The sequence below is a fragment of the Micromonospora sp. NPDC049051 genome (assembly GCF_043197575.1).
Lineage (GTDB): Bacteria > Actinomycetota > Actinomycetes > Mycobacteriales > Micromonosporaceae > Micromonospora.
This window is the reverse complement of sequence record NZ_JBICTL010000001.1, coordinates 1,431,792-1,457,847: the sequence shown is the minus strand read 5'-3', so window position 1 is coordinate 1,457,847 and position 26,056 is coordinate 1,431,792. Positions and strand designations below refer to the sequence as shown.

Genomic DNA, 26,056 nt, shown 5'->3' with positions numbered 1-26,056 from the left:
GCCTGTCGAGCTGATGTCGCAGACGACTCGTCCCCGTGGTGATCGACTGATGTCGCAGACGATTCAGCTCGACAGGGGGCGAACCAGATGACCGCGACCCGCTGGCTGGCCGAGTACGCCTGGCTGCCCGACCACGCCGAACCGACCGCCGACGTGCTGATCGAGACCGCCGACGGGCGGATCAGCGCCGTCACGCCGCTGGCCGGCGGATCCGGCGTCGACACCGGCGTCGAGGTGCTCGACGACGCCGTGCGGCTGCCCGGGCTGACCCTGCCGGGGCTCGCCAACGCCCACTCGCACGCGTTCCACCGGGCGTTGCGCGGGCGCACCCACGGCGGGCGCGGCGACTTCTGGACCTGGCGCGACCGGATGTACGCGGTGGCACAGCGGCTGGACCCGGACTCGTACCTGGCCCTGGCCCGGGCGGTCTACGCCGAGATGGCGCTGGCCGGTGTCACCTGCGTCGGCGAGTTCCACTACGTGCACCACAACCCGGACGGCACCCCGTACGCCGAGGCGAACGCGATGGGCGAGGCGCTGGTCGAGGCCGCCGCGCACGCCGGGATCCGGATCACCCTGCTGGACACCTGCTACCTCACCGCCACCGTCGACGGGGAGCCGCTCGCCGGCCCGCAGCGGCGCTTCGGCGACGGCGACGCGCTGCGCTGGGCGGAACGGATCGACGCGTACCGGCCCGACGACGACCACGTCCGGGTCGGGGCGGCCATCCACTCGGTGCGGGCGGTCCCGGCCGGGCAGCTCGCCACCGTGGCCGGCTGGGCGGACCGGCACGCGGCGCCCCTGCACGTGCACCTGTCCGAGCAGCCGGCCGAGAACGACGCCTGCCGGGCCGTGCACGGCTGCACCCCGGCCCGGCTGCTCGCCGACCGGGGGGCGCTCGGCCCGGCCACCACGGCCGTACACGCCACCCACCTGACCAGCGGCGACCTCACCCTGCTCGGTGACGCCGGCACGGGCGTCTGCCTCTGCCCGACCACGGAGCGGGACCTGGCCGACGGGATCGGTCCGGCCCGGCGGATGGCCGACGTCGGCCTGCCGCTCAGCCTGGGCAGCGACAGCCACGCCGTGATCGACCTCTTCGAGGAGGCCCGTGCCGTGGAGCTGGACGAGCGGCTGCGCACCCGCCGGCGGGGCCACTTCAGCGCCGCCGAGCTGCGCGACGCCGCCACCGTGGGCGGTCACGCCACGCTGGGCTGGCGCGACGCCGGGCGGCTCGCCGTGGGCGCGCGCGCCGACCTGGTGACCGTACGGCTCGACAGCCCGCGCACGGCCGGCGTACCGCCGGTGGGGGTGTGGTTCGCGGCGGGCGCGGCCGACGTCACGCACGTCGTGGTGGACGGCCGGACCGTGGTGCGCGACGGCCGGCACCTGACGGTCGACGTGCCGGCCGAGTTGACCGCGGCGATCGAGGAGGTGACCTCTTGAGCAGTCTGCTGGTCGACGACATCGGCGAGCTGGTGACCAACGACCTCGGGGGCGAGGACGGGCCGTTGGGCATCCGGCGCGACGTCGCACTGCTGGTCGAGGACGGGCGGGTGGCCTGGATCGGGCCGTCCCGCGACGCGCCGGCCGCCGACCGGCGCCTGGACGCGGGGGGTGCCGCCGTGCTCCCCGGCTTCGTGGACAGCCACGCCCACCTGGTCTTCGCCGGGGACCGGGCCGCCGAGTTCGCCGCCCGGATGGCCGGGCAGCCGTACACCGGCGGCGGGATCCGGACCACGGTCGGCGCGACCCGGGCGGCCAGCGACGACGAGCTGCGGGCCACCGTGCGGCGGCTGCGCGGCGAGGCGCTGCGGCAGGGCACCACCACCATCGAGATCAAGAGCGGGTACGGGCTCACCGTCGCCGACGAGGCCCGCTCGCTGCGGATCGCCGCCGAGGTCAGCGAGGAGACCACCTTCCTCGGCGCGCACGTGGTCCCCGCCGAGTACGCCGACCGCCCCGACGACTACGTGGGTCTGGTGTGCGGGCCGATGCTGGCCGCCGCCGCGCCGTACGCGCGCTGGATCGACGTCTTCTGCGAGCGGGGCGCGTTCGACGTGGACCACGCCCGCGCGATCCTCGCCTGCGGGCAGGCCGTCGGGCTGGGCGTGCGGGTGCACGCCAACCAGCTCGGCCCCGGGCCGGGCGTCCAGCTCGGCGTGGAGCTGGGCGCGGCCAGCGTCGACCACTGCACTCACCTCACCGACGCCGACGTCGACGCGCTGGCGTCGAGCCGGCACGACTGCATGTGCGCCGACAGCCTGCACACCACCACCGTCGCCACCCTGCTGCCCGGCGCCGAGTTCTCCACCCGGTCGCCCTACCCGGACGCCCGCCGGCTGCTCGACGCCGGCGTCACCGTGGCGCTGGCGACGGACTGCAACCCCGGTTCGTCGTACACGTCGTCGATGCCGTTCTGCATCGCGCTCGCCGTACGCGAGATGCGGATGACCCCGGCGGAGGCCGTCTGGGCCGCGACCGCCGGCGGCGCGCGGGCGCTGCGCCGCGACGACATCGGGTGGCTCGGCGTGGGGGCGCGGGCCGACCTGATGATCCTCGACGCCCCGTCCCACCTGCACCTGGCCTACCGGCCGGGGGTGCCACTGATCCGCCAGGTTCTGCGCAACGGAGTGCCGCAATGACCGTGACCATCCTGCCCACCGGGATCTCCCCCGCCGACGTGCTCGCCGTGGCGCGCGGCACCGCCAAGGTCGTGCTCGACCCAGCCACCGTGGACGCCATGACGACCAGCCGGTCGATCGTCGACGGCATCGAGGCCGCCGGCCGGCCGGTCTACGGCGTCTCCACCGGCTTCGGCGCGCTGGCGAACACGTTCGTCGCGCCCGAGCGGCGGGCCGAACTCCAGCACGCGCTGATCCGCTCGCACGCCGCCGGGGTGGGCGCGCCGATGCCCCGCGAGGTGGTGCGGGCCATGATGCTGCTGCGGGTCCGCTCGCTGGCGCTCGGCCGCTCCGGGGTCCGGCCCCTGCTCGCCGAAGCGCTGGTCGACCTGCTCAACCACGACGTGACGCCGTGGGTGCCGGAGCACGGCTCGCTGGGCGCCTCCGGTGACCTGGCGCCGCTGGCGCACTGCGCGCTGGTGCTCCTCGGCGAGGGCTGGGTGCTCGGCCCGGCCGGCGAGCGGCTGCCCGCCGCCGACGCGCTGCGCCGGGCCGGGCTGGCGCCGGTCGGGCTGGCCGCCAAGGAGGGGCTGGCGCTGATCAACGGCACCGACGGCATGCTCGGCATGCTGCTGCTGGCGATCCACGACGCCGCGCACCTGTTCACGATGGCCGACGTCACCGCCGCCCTCGCCATCGAGGCGATGCTCGGCTCGGAGCGGCCGTTCCTGCCGGAGCTGCACGCCATCCGCCCGCACCCCGGGCAGTCGGCCTCGGCGGCGAACATCCACCGGCTGTTGCAGGACTCCCGGGTGATGGACTCGCACCGCGACGACCTGGCGCACGCGGTGCAGGACGCGTACTCGATGCGGTGCGCGCCGCAGGTCGCCGGGGCGGCCAGGGACACGCTGGAGTTCGTCCGCACGGTGGCCGGCCGGGAGCTGGTCTCGGTCGTGGACAACCCTGTGGTGCTGCCCGACGGCCGCGTCGAGTCGACCGGGAACTTCCACGGCGCGCCGCTCGGCTTCGCCGCCGACTTCCTGGCCATCGCCGCCGCCGAGGTGGGCGCGATCGCCGAGCGCCGGGTGGACCGGCTGCTCGACGTCACCCGGTCCCGCGACCTGCCGGCGTTCCTCTCCCCCGACGCCGGGGTCAACTCCGGACTGATGATCGCCCAGTACACGGCGGCGGGGATCGTCGCGGAGAACCGCCGGCTCGCCGCGCCCGCGTCGGTGGACTCGCTGCCGACCAGCGGGATGCAGGAGGACCACGTCTCGATGGGCTGGGCGGCGGCCAAGAAGCTGCGCACCGTCCTGGACAACCTGACCAGCCTGCTCGCCGTCGAGCTGCTCGCCGCCGTACGCGGACTCCAGCTGCGCGCCCCGCTCGACCCGTCGCCGGCCGGCCGGGCGGCCGTCGCGGCGCTCGGCGGGATCGCCGGGGAACCCGGGCCGGACGTCTTCCTGGCCCCGCTGATGGAGGCCGCCCGGGCCGTGGTGGCCGGGCCGGACCTGCGCGCCGCCATCGAGAGCGAGATCGGCCTCCTGGACTGACGGCCGCCGCCGGGCCACCGTCGCGCCACGGTGGCCCGGGTGCCCGCCGGTGTCAGCCCGCCAGCACCGCCACCCCGATCAGCACGGGCACGGCGGTCACCGTCGACAGCAGGATCGAGTCGCGCGCCAGGACCGTGCCCCGGCCGTAGCGGACCGCGTACACGAAGACGTTCTGCGCCGTCGGCAGGGCGGCGGTGACCGTGCAGGCCAGCACCAGGGCGGCCGGCAGCCCCATCGCGAAGCGCGCGACGAGGTAGGCGACGGCGGGCTGGGCCACGGTCTTGAGGACGACCGCGAGGCGTACGTCCCGACCGGTGTCGCCGGAGCCGGGCCGCGGCGCGCCGTGCAGGGAGACGCCGTACGCGATCAGCGTGGCGGGAACCGCCATCGCCGCGACGAGTTCGATCGGCCGCAGCACCGGTTCCGGCGGCAGCCACCCCGTCAGGCTGGCCGCGACGCCCAGCGCGCACGCGACGGTGACCGGGTTCGTGAGCGGCTGGAGCACCACGGAGCCGGGCGACGGTCGTCTCTTCGCCGTGGCCGCCTCGAGGAGGGCGAACGCGACCGGCGTCACCACGACCAGCTGGAACATCAGGACGGGCGCGACGAACGAGGCGTCGCCGAGGACGTAGACGGCGACCGGGATGCCGATGTTCGCCGCGTTGACGTACGACGAGGCCAGCGCCCCGATCGTCGCCTCCGCGACGGAGCGGCGCCAGCAGAGCCGCGCGACGGCCACGTACAGCGACGCCACGGCGGTGGTACTCGCCACCGTCACGACCAGGGCGGACGAGACGATCGCGGGCACGTCGGCCCGGGCCACCGTCTGGAACAGCAGCGCCGGGGTCGCCACGAAGAACGCGACCCGGGAGAGGACGGTGGCCGCCTCCGGCCCCAGCAGCCCGCCGCGGCCGAGCGCGTAGCCGACGGCGATGACGGTGGCGATGACGGCGAAGCCCGTCAGCACCCCTTCCACCGGGGCGGGGCCGTCAGCTCGCGGGCGGCAGCACCTTGGCGACCAGCTTGGCCAGCTCCCGCAGTGCCTTGCCCCGGTGGCTGACCGCGTCCTTCTCCTGGGGCGTCAGCTCCGCGTTGGTGCGGTCCTGTCCGTCGCCCAGGAAGATCGGGTCGTAGCCGAACCCGCCGTCGCCGCGCGGCGCCCGGAGCAGCCGGCCGCTCTGCCGGCCGTCGACCAGGTGCTCCTTGCCGCCCGGCAGCACCAGGGCCACGGTACAGACGAAGGACGCGGCCCGGTGCTCGTCGGGCAGGTCCGCGATCTGGTCCAGCACCAGCTGGAGGTTCGCCTGGTCGTTGCCGTGCCGGCCGGCCCAGCGGGCGCTGAACACCCCGGGCATGCCGTTGAGGGCCTCGACGGCGATCCCGGAGTCGTCGGCGATCGTCGGCAGGCCGGTACGCCGGCAGCCCTCCCGCGCCTTGATCAGCGCGTTCTCGCCGAACGTCAGGCCGGTCTCGGGCAGCTCCGGGTACTCCTCGACGTCGTCCAGCCCGAGCAGGGCGACGCGGTGCGCGCCGAGCGCGCCGTCGAGGATCCGCTGGAGCTCGACGAGCTTCTTACGGTTACGGGTGGCGAGCAGCACCTTGTTCATGAGAGAAGCGCCTTTCGCTGGGCTTCGGCCAGGTCCACGCAGCCGGCGACGGCCAGGTCGAGCAGGGCGTCGAGCTGCTCGCGGGCGAAGACGCCCGCCTCCCCGGTGCCCTGCACCTCGACGAACTCGCCGGCGCCGGTGCACACCACGTTCATGTCGACCTCGGCGGTCACGTCCTCGGCGTAGTCGAGGTCCAGCCGGGGTTCGCCGTCGACGACCCCGACGCTGATCGCCGCCACCGAGCGGTGCATCACCTTCTCCGGCTTGCCGACCAGCGACTTGCGCCCGGCCAGCCAGGTGACCGCGTCGTGCAGCGCCACGTACGCGCCCGTGATCGCGGCGGTGCGGGTGCCGCCGTCGGCCTGGAGCACGTCGCAGTCGAGCACGATCGAGTTCTCGCCGAGGGCCTTCAGGTCGATCGACGCCCGCAGGCTCCGGCCGATCAGCCGGGAGATCTCGTGCGTACGCCCGCCGACGCGGCCCTTCACGCTCTCCCGGTCGGAGCGGGTGTTGGTGGCCCGCGGCAGCATCGCGTACTCGGCGGTGACCCAGCCGAGCCCGGAGCCCTTGCGCCAGCGGGGCACGCCCTCGGTCACGCTGGCCGTGCAGAGCACCCGGGTGCCGCCGAACTCCACGAGCACCGAGCCCTCCGGATGGGTGCTCCAGCCCCGGGTCAACGTCACAGGTCGGAGTTCGTCGGGTCGCCGCCCGTCAGGTCGTGCCATCCCTGCACCCTATGTGGTGCTCCGATCGGTGCGCCCCGGGGTGTCCCGCCCCGGGTGCCGGCGGGTCAGATCTCGTAGCTGGCACCGGGCCGGACGACCTCGAGCGGCCCGTCGAAGGCGGTGCCGGCCGACTCCACGGTGTGCGCCTCGCTGCCCCAGGCGGTCACGAGGTGGGTGAGCAGCAGCCGGCTGACCCCCGCCTTCGTCGCCGCCTCGCCGGCCTCCCGGCCGGTCAGATGCAGGTCCGGCGGGTTCTCCACGCCGTCGAGGTAGCTCGCCTCGCAGAGGAACGTGTCGGCGTCCTGGGCCAGCCGGAGCAGCGCGTCGCAGGGCGCGGTGTCCGAGGAGTAGCAGAACACCCGTCCGCCGTGCTCCAGCCGGACGCCGTACGTCTCGACGGGGTGGTTCACCCGGTCGACGGTGACCGTGAACGGGCCGATCGGGAAGGTGCCGGGTTCGAGGGCGTAGAACTGGTAGACGTCCTCGACCGTGCTGTCCTCCTGCCCGTACACGGCGGCCAGCCGGTCCGGTGCGCCGGCCGGGGCGTAGACCGGCAGCGACGGGTAGGGGCCATCCGGGGCGTAGCGGCGGACCACCACGTACGAGGCGGCGTCGAGGATGTGGTCGCAGTGCAGGTGGGTGAGGATGATGGCGTCCGGTGCGTGCAGCCCGGCGTAGCGTTGGAGGTTGGACAGCGAGCCGGAGCCGAAGTCGACCAGCAGGCGGAAGCCGTCCGCCTCGACGAGGTAGGCCGAGCAGGGGGACTCGGGGCCGGGGAAACTGCCCGCGCAGCCCAGTACGGTCAGTCGCATCGAGTTATCTCACTATCACGATGCGTAGTATCCGCGCCGACGGTTCCAGTCCCGATGATCTCTGCCGACGCGTACGCCACGCAGGGGAGCCTACGCGCGCCCGCGCGGCGAGTAGAGTCATCCACCGGAAGTTGTCATGAACGTGACACCCGCCCGGACCTCCCCGTCCCGCCCCGTCCTCGCCCCGTGACGAGATGACGTCCGGCGGTAGCGCTGGGTGAGCGGACGCACCGCCAACGACTCGACCGACGGCAGGCCGCCCGGCCGCCTCGCGGGCCGGGACGGGACGGCCGGACCACCGACGCGGGTCGATGATCCGGCCGCGAGACGTCAGGCCCAGAGCTGACCTTCCAGGGCCTCCTCCGCGTCGGCGAGCGTGCCGCCGTAGGCCCCGGTGGAGAGGTACTTCCAGCCGCCGTCGCAGACCACGAAGGCGACGTCGGCCCGCTGCCCGGCGCGGACGGCCTCGTGCGCCACCGCCAGGGCGGCGTGCAGGATGGCGCCCGTGGAGAAACCGGCGAAGATGCCCTCCACCTCGACGAGCTGCCGGGTCCGCAGCACCGCGTCGCGGGTGCCGACGGAGAAGCGCCGGGACAGCACCGACGCGTCGTAGAGCTCCGGAACGTAGCCCTCGTCGATGTTGCGCAGCCCGTAGACCAGCTCGCCGTAGCGCGGCTCGGCCGCGACGACCTGGATGCCCTCGACCTTCTCGCGCAGGTAGCGCCCGGTGCCCATCAGCGTCCCGGTGGTGCCGAGGCCCGCCACGAAGTGCGTGATCGTGGGCAGGTCGTGCAGCAGCTCCGGGCCGGTGGTCTCGTAGTGCGCCCGGGCGTTCGCCTCGTTGCCGTACTGGTAGAGCATGACCCAGTCGGGGTGCTCGGCCGAGATCTGCTTGGCGGTGGCCACCGCCTGGTTGGAGCCGCCCGCCGCCGGCGAGAAGATGATCTCCGCGCCGTACATCCGGAGCAGCTGCACCCGCTCGGTCGAGACGTTCTCCGGCATCACGCAGACGAGCCGGTAGCCGCGCAGCTTGGCCACCATGGCCAGCGAGATGCCGGTGTTGCCGCTGGTCGGTTCGAGGATGGTGTCGCCCGGCCGGAGCCGGCCCGCCTCCTCGGCCGCCCGGACCATGAACAGGGCCGCCCGGTCCTTGATGCTGCCGGTCGGGTTCCGGTCCTCCAGCTTCGCCCAGAGCCGCACCGGCGGCGCCCCGTCGGGCACCGTCGGCGAGAGCCGGGGCAGCCCGACCAGGGGCGTTCCCCCGCAGGCGTCGAGGAGGCTGTCGTACCGCGCCATGGTGACCGCCGCCGTCAGCGGGCGGCGGCGGCCGACCGGGCGGCGGCCCCGCCGTGCTGGGCGATCGCGGCGGCGGCGGCGAAGCCGAACGCGCCACCGGCCACGGCCGGCAGGATGGTCACGCTGTCGCCGTCGTTGAGCTTGGCGTCCAGCGCGCCGAGGAAGCGGACGTCCTCGTCGTTGACGTAGACGTTGACGAAGCGGTGCAGCGCGCCGGCGTCGGTGACCAGCCGGGCCTTCAGGCCGGCGTGCCGGGAGTCCAGGTCGGCGAGCAGGTCGCTCAGCGTGTCGCCGGCGCCCTCGACGATCTTCGCGCCGCCGGTGTAGCTGCGCAGGATGGTGGGGATGCGAACTTCGATGGCCATGGTGTCGTGCTCCTCGATGATGGTCGGGCGTGCCGGAAGGTGACGGGACGTGAACGGGTGTGACGGCGCTGGATCAGCGGCCGGAACACTCGTAGTCGACCGTCGCCGGGCTCTGCCCGAACATGTAGGACTGCACGGCGTGCGGGTCCACCCCCGCCTCCACGATCCGGACGGGCTCCTCGGTCACCACGCCGTCGACGATCCGGAAGGAGCGGATCTCCTCCGAGTCGGGCTCGCGGGTGGAGACCAGCAGGTAGTGCGCGCCGGGCTCACCGGCGAAGGCGATGTCCGTCCGGGACGGGTAGGCCTCCGTGGCGGTGTGCGAGTGGTAGATGACGACGGGCTCCTCGTCCCGGTCGTCCATCTCGCGCCACACCCGCAACTGCTCCATCGAGTCGAACTCGTAGAACGTCATGGAACGGGCGGCGTTGTCCATCGGGATGTGCCGGGTGGGGGTGTCGCTGCCGGCGGGACCGGCGACCACGCCGCACGCCTCGTCGGGGTGGTCCCGGCGGGCGTGGGCGACGATCGCGTCGACGATCGACCGGTCGATGCTCAGCACGTGCTCCAGCCTAACGCGTACCTGCCGCGACCTTAAGGTGGCGGCGGTCACGCCTAGTCGATCAGGGCGTTGAGCAGGGATTCCTGGAGATAGCCGAGGTACGCGTAGACCGACAGTTGGAACACCCGGCTGGAGGCCGGGTCGACGGCGACGGCGTCGTCGAGCTCCTCGCCGAGGTCGGTGCCGTCCTTGATCTCCAGCCGGACGCCCATCGCGAGCCGGGCGTCGTTGAGCGCCCGCAGCCACGCCTCGGCCGCCTCCGCGTCGAGGCGCACCTCGCCCCCGCCGGAGTCGGGCAGCGCGGCGAGGATCGCGCCCGCCTGGTCGATCTTGGCGGTCTTGAGGTCGCCCTCGGTGTAGCGGCGGAACTCGGCGGTGTCGGACGGGTCCTCCGGGTAGACCTCGGGGAAGAGCCGGCCCACCACCGGGTCGCTGTGGTCGAAGCCGTCGGTGAGCAGCCCCACCACCTCGGATGCCACCTTCCGCAGCACCCGCACCTCGTCGATGGCGAAGCTGGCGACGTAACGGTCGCCCTGGCGACGGAACATGCTCACGACCGGTCCACCGTCGCCCACAGCCCGTACGCGTGCAGCTGCGACGCGTCGTGCTCCATCCGCTCCCGGGCGCCGCTGGAGACCACGGCGCGGCCCTTGTGGTGCACGTCGAGCATGAGCTGTTCCGCCTTCTCCCGGCTGTAGCCGAAGAGCTTCTGAAAGACCCAGGTCACGTACGTCATGAGGTTGACCGGGTCGTCCCACACGATCGTCACCCAAGGCCGGTCGGACGCCGGCACCTCGTCGGTGTCCGGCGTCTCGACAGGTGCAACCTGCGGAGCCGCCATGCCCCCCATCGTGCCACCGGATCCGGCGAACCGAGGAACCGGAACACCGGCCCGGCGTTGATCATCGCGTCCGGCCTGGTCAAACGCGTCGGCGAGGGCGAGCGGAGCCGCCGGCGCGGGGCCGACGCCGCGAGCGACCGGCGGGCCGTCAGGCGAGCAGGATGCCGTGGTCGACAGCATCGGAGAGCACCCCGTCCAGCGAGAGGCGGAACACCTCGAACCGCCGGGACACCTCCCGGGACAGCTTGAGTTCGACCTCGCGCAACGCGCGCTGCGCCCAGGCCCGGGCGGCGTTGGCGTCGTGGTTGCCCGGGCTGCGCCAGTGCTGCCAGCAGCCGCCCGAGAGGGCCACGGCCACCGGCGGGAGCACCTCCGCGCGTTCCAGGCCCGGGTAGCTCGCCAGCGCGTCGGCCGCGCCGTCGCCGGTCAGGTCCGCGACGCCCCCGGTGCTGGTGACCAGCAGCACCCGGTCGAGCTCGTGCTCGCCCTGGTGGTCCGCCAGGCTCCAGCACACCGGTGCGTGCAGTCGCCGGAGCACACCCGCCGGCAGCGGAGTGCCGAAGACCCGGCCGGCGGCCTCCTCCAGGAGCCCGCGCACCGCCTCGTCGCACTGGGCGGTGGCCAGCAGCGACAGCGCCTCCATCTCCCGGTCGAGCAGCTGCGGCAGGCCGGCGCAGCCGACCCCGAAGACGATCTCCTGCACCACGCGGAGGTGGATGTTCGCCAACTCCAGGGCGAGGTGCTGGCGGATGCGCCGCGAGCAGGACCGGGCCTGCCGGTCGAGCTGCTCCGACCAGGCGCCCGGGTTGGCCACCACAGGCACCCGGCCGTGCGCCCCGGGCAGCACGGGCGGTTCGGCGCTCGCCCGCCGCAGTCCCTCGTCGGCGGCCCAGCCGACCAGGGCGCGGCGCAGGTCGGCCCCGTCACCTGCCGCCTCGACCGGGAACCAACGGGCTTCGGCGAGCCCGGGAACGGCGGCCAGCAGGGCCGCCCGGTGCGCCTCCACGGTGACCTCGACCGGGTCCACCGGCGCGGAAGCCGACCCGACGGACGCCCCCGTGACCTCCGTCGTGGTCGTGCCCTCCGGCACCGGGGCCCAGCCGCTCGCGCCCGGGGTGACCGCGAAGACGACCCTGACGTCGGCGCGCGCCAGGTCGGCGAGCAGGTGCAGCTCGACGGCGGTGAAGGCCTGGTCGGCGGCGATCACGAAGAGCACCGCCCCGGACCGGCCCGCCGCGTCGAGCAGCAACCGGCCGCCGGCCAGCCCGAGGGCGCCGGTGTCGGGTGTGTCGACGAGGCTGAAGTGCCGCAGCAGGGGCTCGGGCAGGCTCAGCTCGACCCGGCGCGGCGGGCGCGCGAGCGCCGGCCCGGCGGCCAGCCGGTCGGCGCCGTAGGAGTGGGGCTGGCGGTAGCCGGGCACGTAGGCGGCCCGCGTCGGCACCTTGGAGTGGCGCACCACGAGCCAACTTCCGGCGGGCACGGCGAGCATGGCGGGATCGAGCTGGAGCAGGCGGGCGAGGACCTCGCGTCGCCCCGCACCGGCCGGGCCGAGGCCGATCACGGCCATCGGTTCCTCCGGGCGGGGCTCGGTCACTCCGAGCCTGGCGGGCAGCCGCTCCCGGCGGGGCAGGTCGCAGGGTGCGGCCAGGTCGCCGTCGCCCACGTCGACGGCGGGGAGAGGACCCGGCTTCATCGAAAGCGTCCTCCCGTGGCAGGCGACCGGCAGTGGCGGGCCGCGTGGAAACATCCGTGCGAGCACCCGGATGCCGGAAGAGTACGGCTGAGCGGACCCCCGAACCGAACACTTCGAATACTTAGGGGTAACCACCAGACTACTCAACTTCGGTGCGTGACGGCGTGCACGCGGACGGGTTCCGATCGATATGCTGCCCCGATGAGTCGGTGGAGTTTCGTCGGCCGAACGGATGAGCTCAACCGTCTGTTGTCGGCGGTGACCGGCGCGGAGGGGCGGGGCCTCTTCTTCAGCGGCGACGCCGGCATCGGCAAGAGCCGGCTGCTGCGCGAGGGGGTGACCGCCCTGCCCCGCGACGGGTACGCCGTCTGGTCGATCGCGGCCAGCGCGACCACCGCGGCGCTCCCCTTCGGTGGTCTGATCCAGGTGCTCCCGACCGAGCAGCCGCACGGGCTCTCCCCCGCCGGCATCCTGCGCTGGGCGGTCGACGTGCTGCAACAGCAGGCGGCGGGCCGCCGGATCGTGCTCGCGGTCGACGACGCGCACCTGCTCGACCCGCCGTCGGCGGCGCTGGTGCACCTCGTCGCCCGGGCCGACAACGCCACGGTCGTCGGCACGTTGCGCGACGGCGAGCAGCTCCCGCTGCCGATCCGGGCCCTGTGGACCGACGACCTGGTCGACCACGTCGAGCTGAAGCCGCTGGCGCCGGCCGACACCACGCGACTGCTCTCGGAGATCCTGAACGGACCGGTCGACGCGACCTCGGCCGACCGGCTCGGCCGGCTCTCCGAGGGCAATCCGCTGCTGCTGCGCGAGCTGGTCTTCGCCGTCGACCGCGAGGAACTGACCCGCACCTACGGGGTGTGGAAGTGGACCGGCCGGCTTGACCTGGCCCCCAACCTGGCCGACCTGATCGACATCCGGATCGGCCAGCTCACCTCGGGCGTACGCGGGGTGGTGGAGCTGGTCGCTCTCGGCGAACCGCTGGGCCTGCACCTGCTCAACCAGGCCGCCGACCCGGTCGACGTGGAGACCGCCGAGGAGCGCGGGCTGATCGCCGTGGAGCACGACGACCGGCGGACGAACGTGCGGCTGGCCCACCCGCTCTACGGCGAGGTGATGCGCCGCCGCTGCCCCGTCAGCCGGACGCGGCGGTTGCAGGCCCGCCTCGCCGAGCTGCTGGAGCTGGTCGGCAAGCGGCGCCGCGACGACCTGCTCCGGGTGGCCGTCTGGCGGCTCGACTCGGGCACCGCGCAGGACCCGGCCCTGCTGCTCGACGCGGCCGGGCAGGCGTTCGCCCGCTACGACGTACCGCTGGCGACCCGGCTGGCCCGCGCGGCGCTCGACGCGGGCGGCGGCTTCGACGCGGCGGAGCTGCTGGCCACCATCCTGATGTTCGCCGACCGGCCGGACGAGGCGATCGAGGTGCTCGACGCGGTCTCCGCCGACATCGAGGGCGACCGGCGGCTGAGCCGTTGGCTGACGGTGCGGGGCATGGTCAGCTACTGGGGGCTGAGCCAGGAGTCCACGGTGGAGGAGATCGCGGCGCGCCGGTCGACCCTGCGGGACTCCGCCGACCAGGCGAGGGTGCTGGCCTTCGAGGGCATCATGCGGCTGCACCGGCTCGACACCGGCCTCGCGTTGCGGCTCGGGCAGACGGTGCTGGACCGGCCGGCCGCCAGCGTGGCCGCCCGGGAGTTGGCCCGCAGCACCATCGCCCACCTCCAGGCCGCGCAGGGACAGCTGCACCGCAGCACCACCGCGATCAACCAGGTGCAGGCCGAGGCGGGCCGGTGGCGGGCGGACATGCCGTACCTGCAACTGGCCCTGGAGCTGGCCCGGGGCACCCGGCTGGCACTCGCGGGCGACCTGGCCGGCATCGACGCGATCGTGGCCGACGAGTTCGCCGACCTGGCCGGGGCCGGGGACTTCCGGCTCGGCACGGGCTACCTGGCGATCCTCCAGGCGTACGCGGCCCGGCTGCGCGGCCAGAGCGACGCGGCGCTGCGCACCAGCCTCGGTGCCTGCGCGGTGCTCGCGACCAGCCGGGTCTACGCGGGCCTGGCCCAGGCCGAACGGGCCCAGGCGGCGGCGCTGCGGGGCGACGCCGCGCAGGCGGCGGAGGCGATGGCGGAGGCCGACCGCACCCACGCCCCCGGCATGGTCGTGCTCTATCCGTGGCTGGAGCAGGCCCGTGGCGCGGTGCTCGCCGCCGGTGGCGACGTGTCCGGCGCCGTCAAGCACCTGACCGGGCTGGCCGACCGGCTGCGCGCGGACGGCTTCGCCGGCCACGAGGTGCACGTGCTGCACGACCTGGTCCGGCTGGGTCAGGCGACCGCGGAGCTGGGTCCCACCTGCTCCGACGGCAGCCGCCGCACGGTCGCGCAGCGGCTCGCCGAGCTCTCCGAACGGGTCGACGGGGTGCTGCCTCCGCTGCTCGCCCGGCACGCCCGGGCCGCCGCGGGCGGCTCCGCCGACGACCTGCTGGCGGTCGCCGACGGCTTCGAGGCGTTGGAGCTGGCCGTCTACGCGGTGGAGGCCACCGCCGCCGCCCTGGACCGGCTGCGCCAGCAGCGCTCCCCGGCGGCGGCGGGACCGGCCCGGGAACGCCTCGCGGCCCTGCTCGGCCGCTGCGACCTGATCCGTACGCCGGCGTTGCAGGCCGGCTGCCCGGCGCTGAGCGAACGCGAGTGGCAGGTGGCCCGGCTCGCGGCCGACGGGGTGACCAGCCGGGTCATCGCCGAGCGGCTCTTCCTCTCCGCCCGCACGGTGGAGAACCACCTCCAGCGGATCTACGGCAAGCTCGGCGTCGCCGGCCGGGCGGAGCTGCGGGCCGCCCTGCGGGCGATCCCGGGCCACGACGGCGGCGAGAGCGGGTGAACCCTAGGCTGGGGACGTGAGCACCCTTCGCCCCGCGCTGTTGACCGACCACTACGAGCTGACCATGGTCAGTGCCGCCCTGCGCGACGGCACCGCCGACCGCCGCTGCGTCTTCGAGGTGTTCAGCCGCCGGTTGCCCGCCGGCAGGCGCTACGGCGTGGTCGCCGGCACCGGCCGGCTGATCGAGCTGATCCGCGACTTCCGCTTCGACGCCGACGAGGTCGACTTCCTGCGGCGTACCGGGGTGGTCGACGAGCAGGCCGCCGCCTGGCTGCGCGACTACCGCTTCACCGGCGACGTCGAGGGCTACGCCGAGGGCGAGCTGTTCTTCCCCAGTTCCCCGATCCTCACCGTCTCCGGTGGCTTCGCCGAGTGCGTGGTGCTGGAGACGCTCATCCTCTCCGTGCTCAACCACGACAGCGCCGTGGCGGCGGCCGCCGCGCGGATGGTGACCGCGGCCCGGGGGCGGACCCTGATCGAGATGGGTTCCCGGCGGGCGCACGAGGAGGCGGCGGTGGCCGCGGCGCGGGCCGCGTACCTGGCCGGGTTCCGGTTCACCTCGAACCTGGCCGCCGGGCAGCGCTACGGCATCCCGACCGCAGGCACGGCCGCGCACGCGTTCACGCTGCTGCACACCGACGAGCGGGCCGCGTTCGCCTCGCAGGTCGCCACGCTGGGCAAGGAGACCACGCTGCTGGTCGACACGTACGACATCAGCCAGGGCATCCGTAACGCGATCGCGGTGGCCGGAACCGACCTGCGGGCGGTACGGATCGACTCGGGCGACCTGGCGGTGATCGCCCAGCAGTCCCGGGAGCTGCTCGACTCGCTGGGCGCCACCGAGACCAAGATCATCGTCTCCGGTGACCTCGACGAGCACGCCATCGCCTCGCTCGCCGCCGAGCCGGTCGACATGTACGGCGCCGGCACCGCCGTCGTCACGGGTTCCGGCGCCCCCACCGCCGGGCTGGTCTACAAGCTCGTCGAGGTCGAGGGCCGCCCGGTGGTCAAGCGCTCCGAGCACAAGGCCACCATCGGCGGTCGCAAGGTGGCCGTACGCCGGCACAAGCCGACGGGCACCGCCACCGAGGAGGTCGTCGTGCCGCAGGGCGTGCCGGCCCCCCGGCCCAACGACCGGCTGCTCCAGCACTCGTTCCTGGCCGGCGGCGAGCCGGTCGACCGGCCCACCCTGGACGAGTCGCGGGAGCACCTGCGACAGTGCCTGATCTCCATCCCCTGGGAGGGCCTGAAGCTCTCCGCGGGCGACCCGGCCATCCCGGTCACGGTCGTCCCCGCCGACTGAGAAAGGAGCACCCGGTGAGCAACGCGTTGATCATCGTGGACGTGCAGAACGACTTCTGCGAGGGCGGCTCGCTGGCCGTCGGCGGCGGGGCGGGCGTGGCGGCCGGAATCACCCGGCTGCTCGCCGCCGAGCCCGACCGCTGGGACCACGTGGTGGCGACGAAGGACCACCACATCGACCCGGGCGCCCACTTCGGCGACCCGCCGGACTACGTGGAGTGCTGGCCGGCGCACTGCGTGGTGGGCACCCCCGGCTCGGAGTTCCACCCCGACCTGGCCACGGACCGGATCGAGACGGTCTTCCGCAAGGGCGAGTACGCCGCCGCGTACTCCGGCTTCGAGGGGCACGCCGAGGACGGCGAGTGCCTGGCCGACTGGCTGCGCCGGCACGGGGTGGACCGGGTCGACGTGGTCGGCATCGCCACCGACCACTGCGTACGGGCGACCGCCCTGGACGCCGCCCGCGAGGGCTTCGCCACCACCGTGCTGCTGGACCTGACCGCCGCGGTCGCCCCGGAAACCACCGACGTGGCGCTGCGCGCCCTGGAGGGTGCCGGCGTGACGATGCGCGGGGAACCCGTGATCAGGGCCGCATGAGGCGGTGATCCGCCGGCGGGACGGGCTCCGGGCGGCGCCGCGGACAGCGACGCCGCCCGCACGCACCTCCCGGGCGGACAGCGACGCCGCCCGGGGCGTACCTCCCGGCGACGCGAACGGGCGCCACCCCGGTTGGGGATAGCGCCCGTTCTACGTGGTGCGGAGCGTCAGCGCCGGTCGGCGTCGCTCGCGGTGTCCTCGCGGTAGCTGGCGCCACCGTCGGACTCGCTGGTCAGCGGCTTGGCGCCGCCCTCCGGCGGGCCGGCCAGGCTCTGGCTGCCCGCTGCCAGCTCCGGGAACTTGAGGTCGAACGCCGGCCGCTCGGAGCGGATCCGCGGCATCCGGTCGAAGTTGCGCAGCGGGGGCGGGGAGCTGGTCGCCCACTCCAGCGAGTTGCCGTGGCCCCAGGGGTCGTCGACCTCGACAACCGGCCCGGCCTTGTACGACTTCCAGCAGTTCCAGATGAACGGCAGGGTCGAGATACCGGTGATGAACGCGCCGATCGTGGAGATCATGTTCAGCGTGGTGAAGCCGTCGCCGGGCAGGTAGTCGGCGTACCGGCGCGGCATGCCCTCGTTGCCCAGCCAGTGCTGCACCAGGAACGTGGTGTGGAAGCCGATCATGGTCAGCCAGAAGTGCACCTTGCCCAGCCGCTCGTCGAGCATCCGGCCGAACATCTTCGGGAACCAGAAGTAGATGCCGGCGAAGACGGCGAACACGATCGTGCCGAAGAGCACGTAGTGGAAGTGGGCCACCACGAAGTACGAGTCGTGCAGGTGGAAGTCGATCGGCGGGCTGGCCAGCAGCACGCCGGTGAGGCCGCCGAAGAGGAACGTGACCAGGAAGCCGATCGAGAAGAGCATCGGCGTCTCGAAGCTGATCTGGCCCCGCCACATGGTGCCGATCCAGTTGAAGAACTTCATACCGGTCGGCACGGCGATCAGGTAGCTCAGGAAGCTGAAGAACGGCAGCAGCACCTGGCCGGTGGAGAACATGTGGTGCGCCCAGACGCTCATCGACAGGCCGGCGATGGCGATGGTCGCGGCGACCAGGCCCTTGTAGCCGAAGATCGGCTTGCGGGAGAAGACCGGGATGATCTCGGAGATGATGCCGAAGAACGGCAGCGCGATGATGTACACCTCGGGGTGGCCGAAGAACCAGAAGAGGTGCTGGTAGAGCATCGGCCCGCCGGTCGCCGGGTCGTAGACGTGGGCGCCCATGAGCCGGTCGGCGGCCAGCGCCAGCAGCGCGGCGGCCAGCAGCGGGAAGACCAGGATCACCAGGAGACCGGTGACCAGGATGTTCCAGGTGAAGATCGGCATCCGGAACATCGTCATGCCGGGCGCGCGCAGGGTCAGGATCGTGGTGATCACGTTGACCGCGCCGAGGATCGAGCCCAGACCCGAGATGACCAGGCCGACGACCCACAGGTTCGCGCCCACGCCGGGCGAGTGCTCGACGGAGCTCAGCGGCGCGTAGGCGGTCCAGCCGAAGTCGGCCGCGCCACCCGGGGTGAGGAACCCGACCATGGTCATCGTGCCGCCGAAGAGGAACAGCCAGTAGGCGAAGCTGTTCAGTCGGGGGAACGCGACGTCGGGCGCGCCGATCTGCAGCGGCACCACGTAGTTCGCGAAGGCGAACACGATCGGCGTCGCGAAGAACAGCAGCATGACCGTGCCGTGCATGGTGAACAGCTGGTTGTACTGCTCGGGCGACAGGAACTGCAGCCCGGGTCGAGCCAGCTCGGCCCGCATGATCAGGGCCATCAGGCCACCGATCATGAAGAACACGAACGCGGTGACCATGTACATGATCCCGATCTGCTTCGCGTCCGTGGTACGCAGCAGCCGCGCGATGGCCGACCCCTTGACCGGCGTTCGGACCGGCCAGGGCCGGGTCACGACCGGCTTGGGTGCGACGGTGGTCACGAGTGGCCTCCGGTTCTGGGTTGTCCCGCTCGGCACACGCTGGTTATCTGCGGGCCGTCATCCGCAAGGAGGATAGTCCCCGGCAGGTGGCTGCGCCGCGTGGGGTGGTCGGGTAGCCTGCCGCACCCCGGCGCGGGGGCCTCCCGGAGCCTGCCGTCACAGCGGGCCGAGCAGCAGTCGGTAGTGCTCGCCGAAGATCCGGCCGCCGCGCCCACGCAGCAGCGGGTCGCGCAGCGCCGGGGGCACGTCCCGGGTCCGGTTGCGGTCCCGGGTCCGGTCCCGCACCCATCGCGTACGCGGGCGACGACGACTCTCGTACGCCGCCAGCGCCGCCTCCACGTCGGCCCCGGCCGCACGGAGGGACTCGGCGAGCACCACGGCGTCCTCCAGCGCCATCGCCGCACCCTGGGACAGCGTCGGCGCGGTGGCGTGCGCGGCGTCCCCGACGAGCAGCACCCGCCCTCGGGACCAGCACCCCAGCTCCACCTCCTCGGTGGTCGCGACGTGCACCCGGTCCAGCGCCTCCAGCACGGCCGGCACCGGTCCGCCGTAGCCGCCGAAGAGTTCGCGCAGGCGGGCCGTCGGGTCGGCCGGCAGGGTGGTGCCGGCCTCGTCGGCGTAGCAGTGCAGCCGCCCGGCGCCGATCGGCACGACGAGGAAGCCGGCGCGCTGACCGAGCAGGGCGGTCCACTCGGCCACGGGTGGCCCGTCGCGCACCACGGCGCGGTAGACGACCTGGCCCGCTCCCCGGGGTGGGCCGCCGAGCGCGGCCAGGGCCCGGATCGACGAGCGCGGCCCGTCGGCGCCGACGACGAGGTCGTACTCGGTGGCGGTGCCGTTGACGAAGGTGACGCCGACGGAGTCCGGCAGCAGGTCGAGGGTGCGCACCTCGGCGCCGTGCCGGACGGCGCCGCCCGCCCCGGTCAGCAGCACCCGGTGCAGCTCCGCCCGGGGCAGCGCCCGGCACTCGCCGACCCCGGCCCAGAGGGCGTCGAGGTCGACCTCGCACAGCGGCGCCCCGGTGGCGTCGAGGAACCGCTGGCGGTGGATGACCTGCCCGAGCGGGCGGACCGGCCCGTCGAGGTCGAGCCGACGCAGCGCCCGGGCCGCGTTGCCGGGCAGGTAGAGCCCGTTCTCCGCGTTCTCGCCCGGGGGCAGCTTCTCGGTGACGTCGGGTCGGAGACCCACCATCCGCAGCGCCCGGGCCACGGCCAGACCGGCGATGCCCGCGCCGACGACGAGGATGCGCAGGGGGGAGCCACCCATGGTGGTGTACGCCTCCGGAGGGGTTCGGCACGCGTTGGAGGCAAGACACTACTCGGCGCAATCGGCACACACCAGAGTCGATCGTCCCGGTGGAAACATTCCTCGGCGACCGCCGCCACTGCTTTGGGGGACCCGCCTGCCCACCGTGCGGCTCGGGCGTGACAAACCTCACTTACCTCTCCAATACCGCGCCCCCGTTGCGCAGCGGTTTCAGAGATGTAAATGTGTCGAAGGGTTGTGGGAGCGCTCCCGTCACGCCCCCGGCGACCCGCCCGACGTTCCGTGCCGAAGCCGAAGGAGCACCATGAAACGTCCACTCCGGGCCCTCGCGGCAGCCGCGCTGCTCGCCACCGGCTCGATCGTCGCCGTGGCCCTCGGGGGATCCGCCAGCGCCGACACCCAGATCTGCGAGCAGTACGGCTCCACCACCATCCAGGGCCGCTACGTGGTGCAGAACAACCGCTGGGGCACCACCGCCCAGCAGTGCATCAACGTCACCGACAGCGGCTTCGAGATCACCACCCAGAACGGCAGCAACCCCACCAACGGCGCGCCGACGGCGTACCCGTCGGTCTTCCTCGGCTGCCACTACACCAACTGCTCCCCCGGCACCAACCTGCCGATCCAGGTCAGCCAGATCAGCAGCGCCACCAGCAACATCTCCTACCGCTACGTCAGCAACGCCGTCTACAACGCCTCGTACGACATCTGGCTGGACCCGTCGCCGAAGCGGGACGGGGTGAACCAGATGGAGATCATGATCTGGCTCAACCGGCAGGGCCCGATCCAGCCCATCGGCTCCCCGGTCGGCACCGCCACCATCGACGGGCGCAGCTGGGAGGTCTGGCGCGGCAGCAACGGCTCCAACAACGTGATCTCGTACCTGGCGCCGTCGGCGATCAGCAGCGCGAACCTCAACCTGCTGGCGTTCATCAACGACACCCGCAACCGGGGTGCGATCACCAACTCCTGGTACCTGACCAGCATCCAGGCCGGCTTCGAGCCGTGGCAGGGCGGCGCCGGGCTGGCGGTCACCTCGTTCTCCGCCGCCGTCAACGGGGGCGGCAACCCGACCACCCCGCCGCCGACGACCCCCCCGCCGTCGGGCGGCTCGGGTTGCGCGGTGAAGTACACGCCGAACTCCTGGAACGACGGGTTCACGGCCGACGTGCAGATCACCAACACCGGGTCGGGCACGGTCAACGGCTGGACCCTGAACTACAACCTGCCCGCCGGGCAGCAGGTCACCAGCGCGTGGAACGCCACGGTCAGCCAGAGCGGCTCGGCGGTGACCGCGCGCAACATCAGCTGGAACGGCACGCTCGCCCCGGGCGGCACGGCCAGCTTCGGCTACCAGGGCACGCTGAGCGGGGCGTACTCGTCCCCGACGAGCTTCACCCTCAACGGGGTGACCTGCTCGCGGTCCTGACCTCTGGCCGGGGGCGACACCCCCGGCGAAACCGACGAACGCGACGTCCGCCAGGCCACCCCGGATCCTGGCGGACGTCGCGTACGAGGCCGGACGATCAGACCCGGGTGAGCCGGACCGCGTCGGCGATGATCAGGCCGGAGGCGGAGCTCCACCGGCTGACCGCGACCCGGTTGGCGTCGCCCGCCGGCAGCGTGAAGGTGCCGAGGGTGCGCCACTGCCCACCGGTCGCCGCCTGGTTGACGACGACCGTCTGGTTGCCGGTGGTGGTGGACACGATGTACGGGGTCGCGGTGTTGTAGCCGCTGACGGCCGGCCACCACGCGTCGACCCGGTAGCTCGCGGTCGCCGGGACGTTGAACTTGTACCAGGCGGCGTCGCTGGCGGCGACCGGGTCCGCGAAGCGGTAGTCGGCGCCGTAGCGCTGGGCCGAGTACGTCGAGGTGCCCCAGTTGGCGCTCGCGGTGAAGCGGCCGGCGGTGGAGTTGTCCACCACGGAGCTCCAGGTGCTGCCACCCGCCATCTTCGCGGCGACGTCGGCGCGCATCGTGTTCAGGTCGATGAAGGACGGGTCGATCTTGCCGGTGGTGCTCGTCTCGCGGTGGCCCCGGGCGTAGCTGGCGTCCTTGCCCAGCCGCTTGAGCACGGCGGCGGTGGCGGCGATCGACGCGTTGTACTGCGCCGCCGTCATCTCCTGGTTGACCCCGTTGTAGTCGATCTCCCAGCCGATCATCAGCGTGTTGCCGTCGCCGGCGGGGATCGGCCCGCTGCCGCGGCTGACGCCCGCGTGGTTGCAGCGGTTGGCGGAGATGACGTGGAAGACGCCGTGGTAGTCGACCAGCGCCTGGCAGAGCGGGCCGGGCAGGTCGGACCGGCCGTTGATGCAGATGTTGAGCGCCGGGTGCGGGTTGCTGGCGCTGGAGGTGGCGGCGGTGTGGTGCCAGAGCACACCGATCGGGTTGAACGAGCTGCCTGCCGACCGGTTGAGCCAGTCGCCCTCGACGACGACCTGGACGCCCGCCCCCCGCAGCACGTCCACCAGCCAGGGGATGCTAGCCATCAGGACTCCCCGAGCAGGTCGGCGAGGCACTCGGCCTTCGGCGCGGCGAGGGGCGCGGCGCTCGCCGCGGCGGGCTTGGCGGCGACGGCCACCGCGGTGACCAACAGAGCCGACATGCCCAGCACCCCCCGACGGGGAAGACGGGCGGGTCGTGACGCGTTCATGGCGCTCCTTCAGACAAGGGCGGAGGGGTTCCGACTCATCGATGAACTGGTGACGCGCACGGTATATCGTCACGAGCATCTATGTCGATACCCTTCATCTCCCCTATTCGGGCTGAAGGAATTTGGCAACGCGGTCCGGGTACGGCGCTGCGACCCGGTCACGATCCGGGTGGTGGGGAGGGGTCCGTCAGGGGTTGCCGAGGGCGTCGATGTCGCGCATCTCCTCCGCGGTCAGCGCGAAGTGGAAGACGTCGGCGTTGACGCGGATCCGCTCCGGGGTCACCGACTTGGGGATGACCACGATCTCGTGGTCGATGTGCCAGCGGAGCACCACCTGGGCCGGGGAGACGTCGTGCGCGGCGGCGACGCGGGTCAGCACCGGGTCGGCGAGGTCGCTGGTCTTGAACGGGCTGTAACCCTCCAGCACCACCCCGCGGTCCCGGTGCTCCCGGTGCCGCTGCCGGTCGTACAGCGAGGGGCTCCACCGGATCTGGTTGACGGCCGGGTTCTCCTCGGTCGCCTGGATCAGCTCGTCGATCTGTCCGGTGCCGTAGTTGCTCACCCCCACCGCGCGCGCGAGCCCCTCGTCGCGGGCGGCCAGCATCTCCCGCCAGACGGGGATGTTGTCCGTCGGGTTGGCCGGCGGCCAGTGGACCAGCCACAGGTCGACGTGATCGGTGCCGAGCGCGGTCAGGCTCGCCTCGATCGTCTCCCGCTCCCGCCCGACCCGCTCCGGCGGCAGCTTGGTGGTGAGGAAGACGTCCTCGCGGCGCAGCCCGCTCTCGCGTACCGCCCGGCCGACCTCCTCCTCGTTGCCGTACATCGTGGCGGTGTCGACGTGCCGGTAGCCGGCGTCGAGCGCGGCGAGCACCGCGTCGTACCCGGCCTCGCCGGTGGCCTGCCAGGTGCCGAAGCCCAGCAGGGGCATCCGCACCTCACCGGGGAGCGTGACGGTGGGCTGGTCGTCATTGTCCATGCGCGGGTCTTTACCCGTGCTGACCTGCCCCATGCCCGGCGAACCGGACACGCGGGCGGCCGGCGGTCCGGCGCGGATTGCCGGAGAATGCGGGTGTGGCTGACCCGCTGGAGGAGTACCGGCGCAGACGGGACGCGGCGCGCACCCCGGAGCCGGTGCCGAAGCGAACCCCGCGACGCGGGCGGCCCGCCGACGGCGAAGCCCGGTTCGTCATCCAGCAGCACCACGCCCGGAGCCTGCACTGGGACCTGCGGCTGGAGCACGAGGGGGTGCTGGCCTCCTGGGCGGTGCCGCGCGGGCTGCCCCGCGACACCGGCCGCAACCACCTCGCCGTGCACACCGAGGACCACCCGATGGAATACCTCGACTTCCACGGCGAGATCCCGGCCGGCGAGTACGGCGGCGGGCGGATGACCGTCCACGACCGGGGCACCTACCGCTGCGAGAAGTGGCGCGACGACGAGGTGATCGTGGTGCTCGACGGCGAACGCACCGCCGGGCGCTACGTCCTCTTCGCCACCGGCGGCAGGAGCGGGCGGGACTGGATGGTCCGCCGTACCGACCCGCCCCCGGAGGGCTGGACGAGCATGCCGGAGCTGATCCGCCCGATGCGGCCCACCCGCGCGGCGAAGCTGCCGGCGGACGAGGCGGAATGGGGCTACGAGCTGCGCTGGGACGGGGTGCGCGCGGTCGCGTACGTCTCCGGGGGGCGGCTGCGGCTGCTCGCCGAGGACGACGAGGACGTCTCCGGGGCGTACCCCTGGCTGCGGGAGCTGGCCGAGGAGCTGGCGCCCACGGAGGCCGTGCTGGACGGCGTCCTGGTGCGCATCGACACCGCCGGGCGGGTACGGCCGGCGCGCGGCGGCCGGCGGACACCCCCCGACGCCCAGTACCTGATCTTCGACCTGCTCTGGCTGGAGGGCGTGACCAGCGTCGACCTGCCGTACGCGCAGCGCCGGGAGCTGCTCGACGGCCTGGCGCTGGCCGGCGGGCACTGGCAGACTCCGCCCTGGTTCCCCGGTGCCGGCCGGGAAGCGCTGCGGACCGGGCGGGAGCAGGGGCTGCCGGGGGTGGTGGCGAAGCGCCTGGACGCGGTCTACGAGCCGGGCCGGCGCAGCCGGCGCTGGCTGAGCATCGACGCGAGCCGGGACCCGGGCTGAGACGGCGAGGAGCATCGTGTACCTGACACACCTTGAGTGCCCACGCTGCGGGCGGGAGCACGACGCCGGCAGGCCGGCCAACCTCTGCGACTGCGGTTCCCCGCTGCTGGCCCGCTACGACCTGGCGGCGGTGGCGAAGGTGCTCACCCCGGAACGGTTCCCGCTGCGCCCCGCCGACCTGTGGCGCTACCGCGAGCTGCTGCCGGTGGCCGACCCCCGGCACGAGACCACGCTGGGCGAGGGCTGGACGCCGCTGCTGCGTACCCCCGACTACGGCGCGGAGATCGGCATCGCCGACCTGATGGTCAAGGACGAGGGGTTGACCCCGACCGGCTCGTTCAAGGCGCGCGGCGCGGCGGTGGGCGTCAGCCGGGCCCGCGAGCTGGGCGTACGGCACATCGCCATGCCGACCAACGGCAACGCGGGCGCGGCCTGGGCCACCTACGCCGCGCGGGCCGGGCTGGGCGCGACGATCGTCATGCCGCTGGACGCGCCGGCCATCTGCCGGCGCGAGTGCGTGGCCGCCGGCGCCGACCTGCGCCTGGTCGACGGGCTGATCAGCGACGCCGGCCGGCACGTCGCGGGGCTGGTCGCCGGCTCCGGGGGCGCGATCTTCGACGCCGGCACGCTGCGGGAGCCGTACCGGCTCGAGGGCAAGAAGACGATGGGCTACGAGATCGTCGAGCAGCTCGGCTGGCAGGTGCCGGACGTGATCATCTATCCCACCGGCGGTGGGGTCGGCCTGATCGGCATCCACAAGGCGCTGCACGAGCTGCGCGAGCTGGGCTGGATCGAGGACCGGCTGCCCCGCCTGGTCGCGGTGCAGTCGACGGGCTGCGCGCCGATCGTCCGCGCCTTCGCCGCCGGTGAGCAGCGGGCGCGGCCCTGGGCCGACGCGCACACCGTGGCGTTCGGCATCACCGTGCCGGCGCCGCTCGGCGACGAGCTGATCCTCGACGCGCTGCGCGCCAGCGCCGGCACCGCGATCGCCGTGGACGACGCCGAGATCCTCGCCGACCTGCGGGACTTCGCCGCCCGGGAGGGGCTGTTGCTCTGCCCCGAGGGGGCCGCCGGCCTGACCGCCGCCCGGCACCTGCGCGCCGGTGGTTGGATCCGGGCCGGGGAACGGGTCGTGGTGCTCAACACCGGCGCCGGCGTGAAGTACCCGGAGACGGTGGACGTGACCGGCGTACCGGTGCTGCCGGCCTGACCCGGC

Annotated in this window: 23 protein-coding genes; 9 read left to right on the top strand and 14 right to left on the bottom strand. The window is 73.4% G+C overall.

The features are described 5' to 3' along the window. The first annotated feature begins 87 nt into the window (after nucleotides 1-87). Genes ACGFIR_RS06915 through hutH form a run of 3 tightly spaced genes read left to right on the top strand, consistent with a single transcriptional unit; the run spans nucleotide 88 to nucleotide 4,177 of the window. Nucleotides 88-1,446 carry a formimidoylglutamate deiminase gene (locus ACGFIR_RS06915; RefSeq protein ID WP_393143598.1) on the top strand — a complete coding sequence of 453 codons (1,359 nt, stop codon included), beginning with the start codon at nucleotides 88-90 and terminating at the stop codon, nucleotides 1,444-1,446. Further along, complete coding sequence (hutI, locus tag ACGFIR_RS06910) at nucleotides 1,443-2,645, top strand: imidazolonepropionase (RefSeq protein WP_393143596.1); 1,203 nt, start codon at nucleotides 1,443-1,445, stop codon at nucleotides 2,643-2,645. The genes ACGFIR_RS06915 and hutI overlap by 4 nt, the downstream gene beginning before the upstream one ends. Beyond that, a complete protein-coding gene (hutH, locus tag ACGFIR_RS06905) occupies nucleotides 2,642-4,177 on the top strand; it encodes a histidine ammonia-lyase (protein ID WP_393143594.1) in 1,536 nt (511 codons plus the stop codon). Before hutI ends, hutH begins: the two co-directional genes overlap by 4 nt. 52 nt (nucleotides 4,178-4,229) lie before the next feature. Here the strand turns inward: hutH and ACGFIR_RS06900 are convergent, their stop codons facing one another. From ACGFIR_RS06900 to ACGFIR_RS06855, 10 genes are all read right to left on the bottom strand, one after another. Further along, entirely contained in the window at nucleotides 4,230-5,144 is a 915-nt protein-coding gene (locus tag ACGFIR_RS06900) for an AEC family transporter (RefSeq protein WP_392999587.1), read from the bottom strand. A gap of 22 nt (nucleotides 5,145-5,166) precedes the next feature. Then, nucleotides 5,167-5,784 carry an RdgB/HAM1 family non-canonical purine NTP pyrophosphatase gene (rdgB, locus tag ACGFIR_RS06895; protein WP_392999589.1) on the bottom strand — a complete coding sequence of 206 codons (618 nt, stop codon included), beginning with the start codon at nucleotides 5,782-5,784 and terminating at the stop codon, nucleotides 5,167-5,169. After that, nucleotides 5,781-6,509, bottom strand: coding sequence for a ribonuclease PH (gene rph / locus ACGFIR_RS06890; RefSeq protein ID WP_392999591.1), 729 nt, complete (start codon nucleotides 6,507-6,509; stop codon nucleotides 5,781-5,783). Before rph ends, rdgB begins: the two co-directional genes overlap by 4 nt. 65 nt (nucleotides 6,510-6,574) lie before the next feature. Next, nucleotides 6,575-7,321: an MBL fold metallo-hydrolase gene (locus ACGFIR_RS06885; RefSeq protein ID WP_393143592.1), complete on the bottom strand. Its 747-nt coding sequence runs from the start codon at nucleotides 7,319-7,321 to the stop codon at nucleotides 6,575-6,577. Nucleotides 7,322-7,651: 330 nt separating this feature from the next. Further along, nucleotides 7,652-8,617: a PLP-dependent cysteine synthase family protein gene (locus tag ACGFIR_RS06880; protein ID WP_392999595.1), complete on the bottom strand. Its 966-nt coding sequence runs from the start codon at nucleotides 8,615-8,617 to the stop codon at nucleotides 7,652-7,654. Nucleotides 8,618-8,631: 14 nt separating this feature from the next. Further along, the gene (locus tag ACGFIR_RS06875) at nucleotides 8,632-8,982 is read right to left on the bottom strand and encodes a MoaD family protein (RefSeq protein ID WP_393143589.1); all 351 of its coding nucleotides are present in this window, start codon (nucleotides 8,980-8,982) and stop codon (nucleotides 8,632-8,634) included. A 73-nt stretch (nucleotides 8,983-9,055) separates the two neighbouring features. Beyond that, nucleotides 9,056-9,544: a Mov34/MPN/PAD-1 family protein gene (locus ACGFIR_RS06870; protein WP_392999598.1), complete on the bottom strand. Its 489-nt coding sequence runs from the start codon at nucleotides 9,542-9,544 to the stop codon at nucleotides 9,056-9,058. A gap of 53 nt (nucleotides 9,545-9,597) precedes the next feature. Beyond that, nucleotides 9,598-10,092 (bottom strand): DUF2017 domain-containing protein, encoded by a 495-nt coding sequence (locus ACGFIR_RS06865; protein WP_393143773.1) that lies wholly within the window; start codon nucleotides 10,090-10,092, stop codon nucleotides 9,598-9,600. Nucleotides 10,093-10,094: 2 nt separating this feature from the next. Further along, nucleotides 10,095-10,385: an ATP-dependent Clp protease adapter ClpS gene (gene clpS, locus ACGFIR_RS06860; RefSeq protein ID WP_089001780.1), complete on the bottom strand. Its 291-nt coding sequence runs from the start codon at nucleotides 10,383-10,385 to the stop codon at nucleotides 10,095-10,097. A gap of 148 nt (nucleotides 10,386-10,533) precedes the next feature. Further along, entirely contained in the window at nucleotides 10,534-12,078 is a 1,545-nt protein-coding gene (locus ACGFIR_RS06855) for a hypothetical protein (RefSeq protein ID WP_393143587.1), read from the bottom strand. 201 nt (nucleotides 12,079-12,279) lie between these two features. On the opposite strand from ACGFIR_RS06855, the gene ACGFIR_RS06850 reads away from it, so the two are divergent. From ACGFIR_RS06850 to ACGFIR_RS06840, 3 genes are read left to right on the top strand one after another with little or no spacing between them, the layout of a single operon-like run. Continuing rightward, nucleotides 12,280-14,958, top strand: a complete 2,679-nt coding sequence (locus ACGFIR_RS06850; protein WP_393143585.1) for a LuxR C-terminal-related transcriptional regulator — start codon at nucleotides 12,280-12,282, stop codon at nucleotides 14,956-14,958. 16 nt (nucleotides 14,959-14,974) lie between these two features. Then, a complete protein-coding gene (locus tag ACGFIR_RS06845) occupies nucleotides 14,975-16,261 on the top strand; it encodes a nicotinate phosphoribosyltransferase (protein ID WP_393143583.1) in 1,287 nt (428 codons plus the stop codon). A gap of 14 nt (nucleotides 16,262-16,275) precedes the next feature. Next, nucleotides 16,276-16,857, top strand: a complete 582-nt coding sequence (locus ACGFIR_RS06840) for an isochorismatase family protein (protein ID WP_392999606.1) — start codon at nucleotides 16,276-16,278, stop codon at nucleotides 16,855-16,857. 167 nt (nucleotides 16,858-17,024) lie between these two features. On the opposite strand, the gene ctaD is transcribed toward ACGFIR_RS06840, so the two are convergent. Further along, complete coding sequence (gene ctaD / locus ACGFIR_RS06835) at nucleotides 17,025-18,785, bottom strand: cytochrome c oxidase subunit I (RefSeq protein WP_392999608.1); 1,761 nt, start codon at nucleotides 18,783-18,785, stop codon at nucleotides 17,025-17,027. Nucleotides 18,786-18,941: 156 nt separating this feature from the next. Continuing rightward, complete coding sequence (locus tag ACGFIR_RS06830; protein ID WP_393143581.1) at nucleotides 18,942-20,051, bottom strand: FAD-dependent monooxygenase; 1,110 nt, start codon at nucleotides 20,049-20,051, stop codon at nucleotides 18,942-18,944. A 304-nt stretch (nucleotides 20,052-20,355) separates the two neighbouring features. Here ACGFIR_RS06830 and ACGFIR_RS06825 point away from each other — a divergent pair, with 304 nt between their 5' ends. After that, nucleotides 20,356-21,480 carry a cellulose binding domain-containing protein gene (locus ACGFIR_RS06825; RefSeq protein ID WP_392999611.1) on the top strand — a complete coding sequence of 375 codons (1,125 nt, stop codon included), beginning with the start codon at nucleotides 20,356-20,358 and terminating at the stop codon, nucleotides 21,478-21,480. 97 nt (nucleotides 21,481-21,577) lie between these two features. Here the strand turns inward: ACGFIR_RS06825 and ACGFIR_RS06820 are convergent, their stop codons facing one another. Beyond that, a complete protein-coding gene (locus ACGFIR_RS06820; protein ID WP_393143579.1) occupies nucleotides 21,578-22,540 on the bottom strand; it encodes an N-acetylmuramoyl-L-alanine amidase in 963 nt (320 codons plus the stop codon). Nucleotides 22,541-22,891: 351 nt separating this feature from the next. Continuing rightward, nucleotides 22,892-23,680, bottom strand: coding sequence for an aldo/keto reductase (locus ACGFIR_RS06815; RefSeq protein WP_392999615.1), 789 nt, complete (start codon nucleotides 23,678-23,680; stop codon nucleotides 22,892-22,894). 95 nt (nucleotides 23,681-23,775) lie between these two features. Here ACGFIR_RS06815 and ACGFIR_RS06810 point away from each other — a divergent pair, with 95 nt between their 5' ends. Both ACGFIR_RS06810 and ACGFIR_RS06805 read left to right on the top strand, forming a co-directional pair. After that, on the top strand, nucleotides 23,776-24,840 hold the full coding sequence (locus ACGFIR_RS06810) for a DNA polymerase ligase N-terminal domain-containing protein (RefSeq protein WP_393143577.1): 1,065 nt from the start codon (nucleotides 23,776-23,778) through the stop codon (nucleotides 24,838-24,840). 16 nt (nucleotides 24,841-24,856) lie between these two features. Beyond that, entirely contained in the window at nucleotides 24,857-26,050 is a 1,194-nt protein-coding gene (locus ACGFIR_RS06805) for a threonine synthase (protein ID WP_393143575.1), read from the top strand. Nucleotides 26,051-26,056 lie beyond the last annotated feature (6 nt).

Coding starts and splice junctions, on each gene's coding strand:
- ACGFIR_RS06915 (WP_393143598.1), top strand. CDS start 88: ATGACCGCGACCCGCTGGCTGGCCGAGTACGCCTGGCTGCCCGACCAC.
- hutH (WP_393143594.1), top strand. CDS start 2,642: ATGACCGTGACCATCCTGCCCACCGGGATCTCCCCCGCCGACGTGCTC.
- rdgB (WP_392999589.1), bottom strand. CDS start 5,784: ATGAACAAGGTGCTGCTCGCCACCCGTAACCGTAAGAAGCTCGTCGAG.
- rph (WP_392999591.1), bottom strand. CDS start 6,509: ATGGCACGACCTGACGGGCGGCGACCCGACGAACTCCGACCTGTGACG.
- ACGFIR_RS06885 (WP_393143592.1), bottom strand. CDS start 7,321: ATGCGACTGACCGTACTGGGCTGCGCGGGCAGTTTCCCCGGCCCCGAG.
- ACGFIR_RS06880 (WP_392999595.1), bottom strand. CDS start 8,617: ATGGCGCGGTACGACAGCCTCCTCGACGCCTGCGGGGGAACGCCCCTG.
- ACGFIR_RS06875 (WP_393143589.1), bottom strand. CDS start 8,982: ATGGCCATCGAAGTTCGCATCCCCACCATCCTGCGCAGCTACACCGGC.
- ACGFIR_RS06865 (WP_393143773.1), bottom strand. CDS start 10,092: ATGTTCCGTCGCCAGGGCGACCGTTACGTCGCCAGCTTCGCCATCGAC.
- clpS (WP_089001780.1), bottom strand. CDS start 10,385: ATGGCGGCTCCGCAGGTTGCACCTGTCGAGACGCCGGACACCGACGAG.
- ACGFIR_RS06855 (WP_393143587.1), bottom strand. CDS start 12,078: ATGAAGCCGGGTCCTCTCCCCGCCGTCGACGTGGGCGACGGCGACCTG.
- ACGFIR_RS06850 (WP_393143585.1), top strand. CDS start 12,280: ATGAGTCGGTGGAGTTTCGTCGGCCGAACGGATGAGCTCAACCGTCTG.
- ACGFIR_RS06830 (WP_393143581.1), bottom strand. CDS start 20,051: ATGGGTGGCTCCCCCCTGCGCATCCTCGTCGTCGGCGCGGGCATCGCC.
- ACGFIR_RS06825 (WP_392999611.1), top strand. CDS start 20,356: ATGAAACGTCCACTCCGGGCCCTCGCGGCAGCCGCGCTGCTCGCCACC.
- ACGFIR_RS06820 (WP_393143579.1), bottom strand. CDS start 22,540: ATGGCTAGCATCCCCTGGCTGGTGGACGTGCTGCGGGGGGCGGGCGTC.
- ACGFIR_RS06815 (WP_392999615.1), bottom strand. CDS start 23,680: ATGGACAATGACGACCAGCCCACCGTCACGCTCCCCGGTGAGGTGCGG.